The sequence below is a fragment of the Thalassotalea sp. 1_MG-2023 genome (assembly GCF_030546745.1).
Lineage (GTDB): Bacteria > Pseudomonadota > Gammaproteobacteria > Enterobacterales > Alteromonadaceae > Thalassotalea_C.
The window spans coordinates 97,781-109,150 of record NZ_JAUOPD010000008.1 but is presented as its reverse complement, the minus strand read 5'-3'; the positions used below and the strand labels follow the sequence as shown (position 1 = coordinate 109,150).

Here is an 11,370-nt window from a genome sequence, read left to right as displayed (position 1 = left end):
CATTATATTAATTGTATTAGTCAGCAGTAGGAGAAATTTTTGCACGACGTTAGACAGGAGCAGCTAACTGTTTGGTTAGCTGAAAAACATAAAAGCAATCAAGTTACGTTGCAGCCTTTAACGGGTGACGCGGGATTTAGACGATATTTTCGGTTCCAGTTAAATGAACAGTCTTTTATTGCGGTGGATTCACCGGCTCAGTATTGCAACAATAAAGCGTTTGTTCAGATGTCACAACGTTTAGCGCAAGCGAATGTGCTGCAACCTGACATTTTTTACCACGATACTGAGAATGGCTTTTTTTGTTTAATGGATTTAGGGGATACCTTACTCGCTGATGTTTTATCGCCAGAAACTGTGATTGAATATTACCAACGTGCGATTGATCTTTTACCTGTTATTGCGATGCTTCCGCAACAAAATTTACCACGCTACGATGCTGATTTTGTAAGAATGGAACTCGATATTTTTACACAATGGTTGTTAAAAGAGCATTTAGATATCACCTTATCACCTGAAGAACACCAGTCACTAGCAACCTGTTTTGACTGTTTAGTTGATAATGCATTGGCACAACCACAAGTTGTAATGCATCGAGATTTTCACAGTCGAAACTTAATGTGCTATCAACAGCAACTCGCGGTGATTGATTTTCAAGATGCAGTGATTGGCCCTGTTACCTATGATGTTGTGTCATTACTTAGAGATTGCTACGTTAAATGGCCGGATGATGTGGTAGAACAAGCATTGAAATATTTTATTGTTCACTATGGTAAACAATTAGCAGGAGAGAATATATCTACTGCGCAATGGCATCGATGGTTTGATTTAATGGGAATTCAACGTCATGTTAAGGCGGCGGGAATATTTGCACGATTAAAACATCGCGATAATAAACCAAGTTATGTGAAGGATATTCCGTTGACCTTGCACTATATTGTGGACGTTTGTCAGCATTATCCTGAGCTTGCATCACTAAAACAATTAGTCGTTGATAAAGTATTACCGCTTGTTGAGCACAAGGAAGTTAAATGAAGGTTATGATTTTAGCAGCCGGCCGCGGCGAAAGAATGCGACCTTTAACTGATAGCTTGCCTAAGCCAATGTTATCAGTAGCAGGAAAGCCATTAATTGTTCATCATATTGAAAAACTACGCCAAGCAGGTTTTCGTGAATTTGTCATCAACACTGCTTGGTTAGGCGATAAGATAGTGGCATGTTTAAAGGATGGTCGTCAATTGGGTGTATCCATTGTGTATAGTCATGAAGGAGAGCAAGCACTCGAAACTGCTGGCGGTATATGCCAAGCACTGCCATTTCTTGACAATAATAACGCTCCTTTTCTAGTGGTCAATGGTGATATCTACGTTGATTATCATTTTAACGATATCCCTAAGTTAGCAGAACAAATACAGGCACACTTATGGCTGGTGAAAAACCCTGAACATAACCCTTTAGGAGACTTTAATTTGGAAGATGAGCAGGTAAGTAATAATGGAGATGCTGCTTCTCGATATACTTATAGTGGCATCGGTATTTATCGTGCTAGCTTATTTTCGACCTGTCAAAAAGGTCAGCCAGCAAAGCTAGCACCATTGTTGCGTGATGCAATTAATCAACAGACGGTATCGGGCAGTGTGTTACCCAGTAACTGGACAGATGTAGGAACTCCGGAACGTCTGGCTTTACTTAACAAAGAATTAGAAGGTTTTTATTAATGCGTATATGGGGCAAGGTACTTGGTTTTTTATTCGGTTTTATGCTGAGTAAACATATAATCGGTGCGTTATTAGGAATGTGGTTGGGTCATCGCTTTGATAAAGGTGTTGGCTTTGATTTCGATCGATTTGCAGCGCAAGATGAAGAAAGTAAACAACAAACTTTTTTCTATACCACGTTCACCGTCATGGGGTATATCGCTAAAGCCAAGGGGCGTGTAACAGAGCATGAGATCGCCTTTGCTAGTGCCTATATGAATAAGCTTGGTTTAAATGCTGAAATGAAGAAGCAAGCACAAGAGGCATTTCGTGAAGGTAAATTGGCGGGCTTTCCTATAGAAAAACAATTAACAACGTTCAAAAAACGTTGTGGTCACCGACAAGACTTGCTGTTAATGTTTGTGGAAATTCAAATTCAAGTTGCGTTTGCTGACGGCAGTTTAGAGCAAAGCGAGCGTGAAGCTTTGCATGTGATAGCAAAAAAATTAGGTTTTTCAGCGCGTGATTTAGATAAGTTGCTTGAAATGATCATGGCAGGAGCACAGTTTCATCAAGGTGCAGAACAAGGACAGTCACCTCAAGAACAACTTGATCATGCCTATAAATTGCTAGGCGTTTCTCCTTCGGCCTCAACACAAGAAATAAAAAAAGCGTATCGTAAACTCATGGCTCAGCATCACCCAGATAAACTTGTTGCAAAAGGTCTACCCCCTGAAATGATGGAATCTGCAAAAGAGCAGGCACAAGACATTCAGGCGGCGTATGAATTGATCAACAAAAAGAAAAGTTAGCCATGTGGTTACGACGTGCCTGAGCGAATTACCACCCAAGCGATGTCAGCCAACCTTTAATTTGTGTTGCTAACGCATTTGCATCGTAATAGCCGGTAGTGAAGTTAAATAAGGTTGTTTGTCGATATTGCGACTTTGCAAGTTGTTTAACGTACTTGCTACGTAGAGCCACATTGCGAGGAACCTGAAAATGGTCAGCTTTCAAAGAAACATCAAGTATAGGCAAGGTTAATTCAGTCAGGTGTTCTGCGGCAATCTGTGTTTCTTGTGTCGTTGGCATGTAAGCACTTAACATAATGTAAGCATTTGGTTTAGCAAATTCAGGCTGCTGTAAAATTGACAAAATTTGTGCAGCATTTTGCCCTTGAGCAATTAAAATAATAATCCCTGGAAAGCTTTTTGCTTTCTCAATACTTGCGGCGATTAACGGCGCTAGTTGCTGTTGATATTGAGCCAATTGTTCTGCATTTTCTGCTGTTTTAGTTGTATCGTCAAGCGCGTTTGAAGGATAGTTTTCAGGTTTATCAAGCGGTTGTAAACTTAATGTTGTCCACCCTTGCTTAGGTAATATTTTTCGTAACTCGTTGATAGCTTGAGGGCTCGTAGCCGGTTGTTGCCAGTCTGGTATCAAAATGGCAATACCTTTTGGTAATTCGCTATCATGGGTAGTCACTAAGGCAACGTGTTCATTATCACCGACCATAATATTTTCATATTCACCTTCTGGTAAATAATGCTTTAAATCTAACTCGTAAATTTCAGGTAATGCTTTAGGTAGTGATATGTCGGGTCTTTCAGGTGATTGTTGTTCATTAGTCACGGGTGCAGCATCACCGTTGCTCGTCGTTTTTTCTGAAGCATTTTTTGATGCTTTTTCTGGAGTAGATTCGCTCGTGCTTTGTTGTGTTTCTTGTTCTTGGTTTTCTTGGCTGAACGAACGAGTAGAAATAACTGAGCTAGCAAGAATAAAGCTGATGGTAACAGGCAAAAGTACTGCTTTTGTTAGTATGCCCATTACGATTCCTAATAATTATATCAATTGGTACTATATCGACACTTTAGCGAAAAACTGTTGTTAAAAACAAGCGTTTTACCTAGGGGCGGTTGATTTTTCGAAATTAAAAGTTGTTCGAACTAAACACGAGAGGTCAACAGACCCTAGTATTAAAAAGGGCAAACGGCTTCGATGGTTAGCATTTGTTGCTGAACTGGGTGTTTAAATGTTAGTTCACGTGCATGTAATAATAAACGGTTACTCATACTTAGTGCTTGTGGGTGGGCATATAATCTATCTCCAAGTATAGGGTGGCCAAGATACAACATATGTACACGTAATTGATGAGAGCGTCCTGTTATCGGCGTTAACTTCACTAAACTGGTATTCTCGTCTGCACTAAGCACTTGGTAATGGGTCAGTGCCTTTTTGCCAATATCATGGTCTATTTTTTGTTTTGGTCGATTTGGCCAGTCACAAATTAATGGCTGATCAATGGTTCCTGTTTTTTGCTCTGGATGACCAAAAATACGCGCAAGGTAGTATTTTTGCGTTAACCTTTTTTCAAATTGTCGGCTAATTTCTACATGCGCGTGTTTATTTAAAGCCATCAGCATGACACCAGAAGTTGCCATATCTAATCTGTGTACAATGGTGGCCGTTGGTAGTACACGTTGAACACGTGTTTGCAGGCAGTCTTTATGCTCTGGTAGTCTGCCTGGTACAGAAAGAAGACCACTTGGCTTATTCACCACGACGATATCATTGTCTCGATAAAGTATATCAAGGTAAGGAGATAACGGCGGTGAATAAACAAAGTCAGGGTTTGCGCTCATTGTTAGTGAGTCACCACGATTAAACGGACTGCTTCGAATTTTAATTGTGCTTTTTCAATATAAGTCGTTAACTCTTGCTGCTGCAGATTAATAAAGTCTAACTCTTCTTGACGAACACTTGGATTGATAGCTTTTAACGCTGACAGTCTTTGCCATTCTTGCGTTAGCTTATCTGTCATAAGTGATTTGGCTGAAGTGATAAGTGGGTCAATATGCGACTTGGCGTGAACCTCAGCTTTTTCAACCAGTGGAGAAACTTGCTCTTTCAATGCTTTTATTAATTGCAATGCAACCTGTTTTTTAACTGGAATGAGCTGTTGATCTAATACCGCTTCGCTGACTTTATCAGCAAGATTATTACCATTTTTATCAACCAGCACCCGAATTGGTGTGGTAGGTAAATAACGTTTCAGTTGCAGTTGGCTTGGCGCTGTTGCTTCAAGAGTAAACATACATTCAAGAAAGAAGGTACCGGCAGGAAGCGCAGGATTTTTAAGCAGACCAATACTTGAATTACCGACATCGTCAGAAAGCACTAAATCAATTGCACCTGTTACCATGGGGTGATCCCACGTGAGTAAATGATAATCTTCGCAAGCTAATGCGGTATCGCGATGAAAAGTGACTGTTGTGCCATCATCAGGGAGACAAGGAAAGTTACCGCTTAACATATGTTCTGTAGGCTGTAAGGCGATAGCATTGTCTGCTTTGTCATCTTGTCCTATGCCAAACACGTCAAATACTTGAAACATAAATTGCGGCAAACGGGTATGGTTATCTTGCTGAATAATTTCATCAACTAACGTTTCAGCTCGGCCTTGCCCCGAAGAATTTAACTCTAACAATTTATCTCTGCCAGTTTCTAACTCTGCTTTTATTTGTAGATGTAATGTATGACTGTCATCTACAAATTGTTTGATTGATGCATCGTCAGCAATAGGTGAAAATTGTAAGTCTACTAATTGTTCTGCTTGTGCTTCAAATACGGCGCGGCCAGTAACACAAGTATGTTCAAATGCGTTTAGCCCTTGGTGATACCATTGGAATAAAGCGCTTTGCATTGAATGTTCAAAATAAGGTACGTGTAAATTAACGGTTTGTGTTTGGCCGATACGATCTAATCGACCTATGCGTTGTTCGAGTAAGTCAGGGTTGGTTGGTAAATCAAATAGCACTAAATGATGGGCAAATTGAAAATTTCTTCCTTCACTGCCAATTTCTGAACATAACAATACTTGGGCACTGTCTTCATCTTGGGCAAAATAAGCAGCTGCACGATCTCGTTCGAAAATGCTTAACCCTTCATGAAAGACAGCTGCTCTGATACCTGCTTTTACGCGGAGTGCCGTTTCTAATTCAATTGCGGTTTCAGCGTGTGCGCATATCACCAGCAATTTCTCTTTATTTAGATCTTTTAATAAAGTGGTTAAGTAATCAACGCGTGGGTCTATGTCGTACCATTGTTCAACAGACGCTAAGCTGTATAAGCGTTCTGGTGTGTTAAGAAATTGTGCCTGTTTTTTATCAACCAAATTTTCTCGGCTGTCAGATAATAAAAAGTCTTCAATGCTTTCTTGATACGCTTGTGGCATCGTTAAAGGAGTCGCATGAAGCTTTCTTTCTGGAAAGCCTTTGATGGTATTTCGGCTATTTCTAAACAGAATACGACCGGTGCCATGTCGATCAAGTAACTGATTTAATAATGTTTTACGTGCTGTTGATTGTTGTGCTTCATCACCATTAAGATCAGCAAGTAATGCACTGATATCACTTTCAGCCAGTAAGGAAGTTAATACTTGTTGTTGTTGATCATTTAATGCAGTTTTTGCAACAAGTGCGTTAGCTGCATCTGCTACTTCAGTGTAATGCGTTTCTTCTTCTGTGAAGGTTTGATAATCATAGAAGCGATCAGGGTCTAGTAATCGTAAACGGGCGAAGTGACTTTCATGACCAAGTTGATCAGGCGTTGCCGTTAACAGTAAAACCCCTGGAATTGTTTGAGCGAGTTGTTCGATACAAAGATATTCGATACTTGCATTATCAACTTGCCAATTTAAATGATGAGCCTCATCAACGACCATTAGGTCCCATTCTTCTTCGATGAGTGCCTCATACCATTGTGGTTGTTTAGTGATAAAATCTAGATTCACTAACACTAATTGTTCTGAAGAAAACGGGTTAACTGTTTCACCTTCATCGCCTGAGTTAGCAATTTCTTGGCAGCGCGTTTCGTCGAAAATGCTAAAATGAAGGTTAAAACGACGCAACATTTCAACTAACCACTGATGAGTTAGCGATTCTGGCACAATGATCAATACACGTTGTGCCCTACCAGTAACTAACTGCTGATGAATGATTAACCCTGCTTCGATGGTTTTACCTAAGCCAACTTCATCGGCTAATAACACTCGTGGCGCAAATCGGCTACCTACTTCATCGGCAATGTAAAGCTGATGCGGTATTAAACTAACGCGACCGCCAGTTAATCCGGTAAGTAAGGATTGTTGCTGTTGGAATTGATGTTTGAGGCTGTCTTTTCTTAAACGAAACCAGTCTAGTCTGTCGACTTGGCCATTGAGTAAACGATCATGGGGCTTATTAAATTTAATAAAGTGATCAATCATCACTTCTTTTAAGCTTTCTGGTGCTTCGTTATCAACACGTGTGCCGTGATAGGTTAATATCCCATTGGTTTCCTCTACATCACTAATAGATAACTGCCAACCTTCGTGGCTAGGGATAATATCGCCTTGCTGGAAGATAACGCGAGTGAGCGGTGCGTTATCGATCGCATATTTTCTGATATCTCCAGTCGCGGTAAACATAATTGAGACAAAGCGACTTTCGACACTGGTAACTGTTCCTAATCCTTGGTCTGATTCTCCATCACTAATCCAACGTTGACCCGGCTGAAACGACATAGAAATAAACTCCAAAAAATGCGATGTAAAAAAGGGGCGCTATGGTAACGTTAATCATAGCGCTGATCATCTAATTTTTCTGAAAAATAGCGATTTTTATTGCGTTTGCACAACGATGGTTTATTTAACACCTAACTCTTTCAGCCGTTCTAATAAATAGCTTTCTTGTGTGTGGCGTTCTGATAAAACAACTTCATCGCGCGGATGTAGAAACAGCGGCAAAGATATACGAGATTTTTTAGCTTCTTCGCCAGAAGGATTAATAACGCGATGGCTTGTAGAAGGAAAATATCCCTTCGAAGCTTCCTGCAGCATATCACCAATATTGATAATTAATTGTCCGAAATCTGCTGGTACGTCAAACCATTCTCCATCTTTAAGTTGCACTTGTAAGCCGGGTTCATTTGCTGCAGGTAAAATAGTGATTAAATTAATATCTTCATGAGCAGCAGCTCGAACTGCACCAGGTTCTTCTTCACCTGATAACGGTGGATAATGTAAAACACGCAACAGGGTATTTGGCGTATTATTAATCATCGAAGAAAGCGGTTCAGAATAAAGTTTAGCGACATCTTCAGGGCTATATTGCTCAATCCAGTCAAGTAATTCAGCAGCAAGTGAACTTGCCAGTTTATAGTAGGTAAGTATTTCTTCTTTTAATGACTCAGGAATTCTTCCCCATGGATAAACATGATAATACTCTTTGATGTCTTTTTTCTGATGACCTTTGGCAGTTTCTGAAATGGCTGGAGCAAAATAGCCATCTTGAGTTGCAGGATCATAAGCATATTGCTCTGGATCACCATGTTGAAAAAAGTCATACCAATGTTGGTAGATAGATTCAACCAGTTCTTGTTTTATTGGATGATGCGTTAAAACACCAAATCCAGTATCTCTTAAACTTTGGACGAAACGCTTCGGCGCGTCTTTTTCACGGTAATCGACCACTTGAACTTGCATAGTGAAAACTCATTCTGTTGTTGTACTTTTTTCAGTATATCAAAACCTGTCTAAATGGTCAGGTAAAGATTTTAAATAATCATAGCCTAAAGCTATCTAGAATAAAAAACATCGCTATAATGAAAGGATAATGTATTGAATCTAGGAAGAAAAAATAATGAAATTGCCTGTAGTAATCGCGTTAATAACAAACGGTCTGTTAACGGCTTGTTCAAGCAACCCAGAAACGTGTGAAGACATTACGTTAGCCACTGAACAAATACAAGAGTGCAAAACTTTACAGGGTAAAATTGATGCAGCGAAAGATAAACCTATTATTCGCACGGAATTAGAACGTCGTTATCAACAAAACTGTGTTGACATGCGCTACTATCGTGACAGTCAGCAAGATGCGATTTGTGGTAACAAAGAAGAAATGCAAGCGCTAGAAGAAAAAGGGGTAAATAATTAAAAAGCGAGCATATTCATGACAAATATTGTTCAAAAGTCTAGCTATACCAATTAGAGGTTTTGCTAAAGTTATGATAATTTAATGATATATGAGTAATAAATCATCAAGTGACGCTAATTCACTACCAAATAATGATCATGCATTAGCAAAAGAAGCATTGTCATTACTGAAAAAGTACCGAACGCTACAAGGGCGATATACTGCGTTATTTACCCTCAATCAGCTTTCGCATGAATGTGCTGATCTTCATACCTTTTACCCGCAAGTACATAAAGCAATCGCGTCAATTATGAATGCGCCAAATTTTTACATTGTTATGTATGATCAAACGTTTAATACTTTAAACTTTGTTTATGATATCGATGAAAAAGACAGCTTTCCTTCTGGTCCCGTTGACTATAAAGAATGGATAGGCTCAATGACAAGTTATGTTATTGAAACAGGTAAGCCTTTATTAGTGACGCCAGAAAAAATGGATGAAATGCAAAATCAAGGTTTGCTGACAGCGGTGGGCACCATCGGAACTGACTGGCTAGGTGTGCCTTTAATTTGTGATGATTTAGTGATTGGTGTCATGGCGGTACAAAGCTATAACGAAGAAACACGTTATCAAGAGCACGATCTTGAAATGCTAACGTTTACCGCACAGCATATCGTTACTGCTATGACACGACTACAAGATAGAGAACGTCTACAAAAGGCTGTAGATGCACGTACTCATGAGTTGATGGAGCAAATACGTGAACGAGAAAAGTCTGAGTTATTACAAGAATCTCTATACCGGATTTCTGAATTAACCAATGATGCTTCAATTGATATCGAAAAATTCTATGCAATGGTGCATAACATTGTCGGTCAACTACTTAATGCAGAAAATTTTTATATTGCTAATTTTAACCGTATTAAAAATACCATTACATTTGTTTATTACTCAGAGCAAGACTCTGAAGATCTGGCTGAAAAATTTTCACCTCGCAAATTTTCAAATGGTTTAACTGAATTAGTCATTAAACAAAAAGACACCATCCTGTTAAATAGGCAGCAAATATTTGAATTGTATGAAAAGGGTGAAACAGCAAAGCCACAAACGAAAACTAAATCTTGGCTTGGCGTGCCCTTGATGCAATCGGAAGAAGCCATAGGGGCAATGGTTATTCAAAGTTATCAATCGGGAATTATTTTTAATGAGAATGATGCCGAGCTGCTTAACTTTGTTTCACAACACGTTTCTACCGCCATTAAACGGCGTGAATTGGCATTGTTTGAACGGCAAACACAAGAGCTACTTGAGCAACAAGTGAAGTTGCGTACTGTTGAACTTGAAGAAGAAATTAAACAGCGCCGTGCAATTGAAGAAAAGCTTAAGCATGCTGCAACCCATGATGGCTTAACAGGGCTGGCAAATAGAGCAGTATTTTTAGATTTATTAAATCACGCCATTGCTTGTTGGGTGAGAAAGCCAGAGCTGCAATTCGCTATTTTATTTTTAGATTTAGATCGCTTTAAAGTGGTCAATGATAGTTTAGGTCACCATGCGGGAGATGTGTTATTAAAGAAAGTTGCTGAAGGCTTAAAAGATATCGTCAGAACCAAAGATACCGTAGCGCGACTTGGTGGTGATGAATTTGTCATATTAATTGAAGATTTAGTCGAGCAGCAAGAAGCTTATGATGTTGCTGAGCGCATTACTGCGTTTCTTTCTACGCCATTTCTAATTGAAAACCAACCAGTGTTCATTGGCACTAGTATGGGAGTACTTTTTAACGACGAAAGGTACCAAGATGCTGAAACTATGCTGCGAGATGCTGACATAGCGATGTATCATGCGAAAGATATGGGGAAAGGGCGTTATGAAGTGTTTGACTCTAGCATGCATAAGAAAGTGCAAAATGCGATGACTTTAGAGGCAGATGCTCGTGAAGGAATTGATAAAAAAGAATTTTTTCCTTATTTTCAGCCGATCGTACGTTTATCCGATAAAAAAATTGTTGGCTTTGAAGCATTAGCAAGGTGGCAAAGTGAGAAAAGAGGTTTTGTCATGCCGAACGAATTTATTTCGCTCGCAGAAGAAACTAACCTTATTTTGGCATTAGATTTACAAATCATGGAACAAGCATGTTTTCAATTAAAACAATGGCAACTCAACTTTAAACGTGATGATCTGTACGTTAGTTGCAATTTATATGGCAACCACTTCTTCGATCCTAAACTACCAACGGACATTGCCGCTATTTTGACAAAAGTTGGTATCAAAGCGAAACATTTACGGGTGGAGTTAACCGAAAGAGCACTGCTTGAAAATAGCGACATGGTATTAAAAAACATGAGAGCGCTAAAAGAAATGGGTGTAAAAATACTACTAGATGACTTTGGCACAGGATATTCTAGCTTAAGTTATTTACATCGTTTTCCTATTGATGTGTTAAAAATTGATCGCTCATTTATTAATAATATTCATAAACAAGGCAATCACCAAGCGATTATTAAAACCATTATAGATTTAGCGACAAATTTACAAATGGGGACTGTCGGCGAAGGCATTGAATACCTCGCTGATGCAAACCTACTCCTGCAAATGGAGTGCATGTATGGCCAAGGCTATTATTTTCATAAGCCTATGCCAGCAGAGGCTATCGAGCAATATTTAGGTTAGTGTTAGCCACTTTTCTCGTAACGCAGATAACACACCCGATTTTTTC

9 protein-coding genes are annotated in these 11,370 nt (G+C 39.3%); 5 read left to right on the top strand and 4 right to left on the bottom strand.

Going from position 1 to position 11,370, the window contains the following annotated elements; translation table 11 throughout:
- The first annotated feature begins 39 nt into the window (after window positions 1-39).
- Genes Q4489_RS08665 through djlA form a run of 3 tightly spaced genes read left to right on the top strand, consistent with a single transcriptional unit; the run spans window position 40 to window position 2,509 of the window.
- A complete protein-coding gene (locus Q4489_RS08665; protein ID WP_303479118.1) occupies window positions 40-1,035 on the top strand; it encodes an aminoglycoside phosphotransferase family protein in 996 nt (331 codons plus the stop codon).
- Window positions 1,032-1,718 carry an N-acetylmuramate alpha-1-phosphate uridylyltransferase MurU gene (gene murU, locus Q4489_RS08660; RefSeq protein WP_303479116.1) on the top strand — a complete coding sequence of 229 codons (687 nt, stop codon included), beginning with the start codon at window positions 1,032-1,034 and terminating at the stop codon, window positions 1,716-1,718. The genes Q4489_RS08665 and murU overlap by 4 nt, the downstream gene beginning before the upstream one ends.
- Window positions 1,718-2,509 (top strand): co-chaperone DjlA, encoded by a 792-nt coding sequence (djlA, locus tag Q4489_RS08655; RefSeq protein ID WP_303479115.1) that lies wholly within the window; start codon window positions 1,718-1,720, stop codon window positions 2,507-2,509. Before murU ends, djlA begins: the two co-directional genes overlap by 1 nt.
- Window positions 2,510-2,537: 28 nt before the next feature.
- Here djlA and Q4489_RS08650 read toward each other — a convergent pair whose 3' ends face one another.
- From Q4489_RS08650 to Q4489_RS08635, 4 genes are all read right to left on the bottom strand, one after another.
- Window positions 2,538-3,524 (bottom strand): DUF3530 family protein, encoded by a 987-nt coding sequence (locus Q4489_RS08650; protein WP_303479113.1) that lies wholly within the window; start codon window positions 3,522-3,524, stop codon window positions 2,538-2,540.
- Between the two features lie 149 nt (window positions 3,525-3,673).
- Window positions 3,674-4,339: a bifunctional tRNA pseudouridine(32) synthase/23S rRNA pseudouridine(746) synthase RluA gene (rluA, locus tag Q4489_RS08645; RefSeq protein ID WP_303479112.1), complete on the bottom strand. Its 666-nt coding sequence runs from the start codon at window positions 4,337-4,339 to the stop codon at window positions 3,674-3,676.
- Between the two features lie 2 nt (window positions 4,340-4,341).
- Window positions 4,342-7,260 (bottom strand): RNA polymerase-associated protein RapA, encoded by a 2,919-nt coding sequence (gene rapA / locus Q4489_RS08640; RefSeq protein WP_303479110.1) that lies wholly within the window; start codon window positions 7,258-7,260, stop codon window positions 4,342-4,344.
- 120 nt (window positions 7,261-7,380) lie between these two features.
- Window positions 7,381-8,220, bottom strand: a complete 840-nt coding sequence (locus tag Q4489_RS08635; protein ID WP_303479109.1) for an isopenicillin N synthase family oxygenase — start codon at window positions 8,218-8,220, stop codon at window positions 7,381-7,383.
- Between the two features lie 157 nt (window positions 8,221-8,377).
- Between Q4489_RS08635 and Q4489_RS08630 the strand changes: the two genes are divergently transcribed.
- Window positions 8,378-8,671, top strand: a complete 294-nt coding sequence (locus Q4489_RS08630; RefSeq protein ID WP_303479107.1) for a hypothetical protein — start codon at window positions 8,378-8,380, stop codon at window positions 8,669-8,671.
- A gap of 88 nt (window positions 8,672-8,759) precedes the next feature.
- Window positions 8,760-11,324 (top strand): EAL domain-containing protein, encoded by a 2,565-nt coding sequence (locus Q4489_RS08625; RefSeq protein WP_303479106.1) that lies wholly within the window; start codon window positions 8,760-8,762, stop codon window positions 11,322-11,324.
- Window positions 11,325-11,370 lie beyond the last annotated feature (46 nt).

What these genes read in the sequence shown, in the direction of transcription:
- Q4489_RS08630 (WP_303479107.1), top strand. Translation starts at nt 8,378, where the DNA reads ATGAAATTGCCTGTAGTAATCGCGTTAATAACAAACGGTCTGTTAACG.
- Q4489_RS08635 (WP_303479109.1), bottom strand. Translation starts at nt 8,220, where the DNA reads ATGCAAGTTCAAGTGGTCGATTACCGTGAAAAAGACGCGCCGAAGCGT.
- Q4489_RS08625 (WP_303479106.1), top strand. Translation starts at nt 8,760, where the DNA reads ATGAGTAATAAATCATCAAGTGACGCTAATTCACTACCAAATAATGAT.
- djlA (WP_303479115.1), top strand. Translation starts at nt 1,718, where the DNA reads ATGCGTATATGGGGCAAGGTACTTGGTTTTTTATTCGGTTTTATGCTG.
- rluA (WP_303479112.1), bottom strand. Translation starts at nt 4,339, where the DNA reads ATGAGCGCAAACCCTGACTTTGTTTATTCACCGCCGTTATCTCCTTAC.
- murU (WP_303479116.1), top strand. Translation starts at nt 1,032, where the DNA reads ATGAAGGTTATGATTTTAGCAGCCGGCCGCGGCGAAAGAATGCGACCT.
- Q4489_RS08650 (WP_303479113.1), bottom strand. Translation starts at nt 3,524, where the DNA reads ATGGGCATACTAACAAAAGCAGTACTTTTGCCTGTTACCATCAGCTTT.
- rapA (WP_303479110.1), bottom strand. Translation starts at nt 7,260, where the DNA reads ATGTCGTTTCAGCCGGGTCAACGTTGGATTAGTGATGGAGAATCAGAC.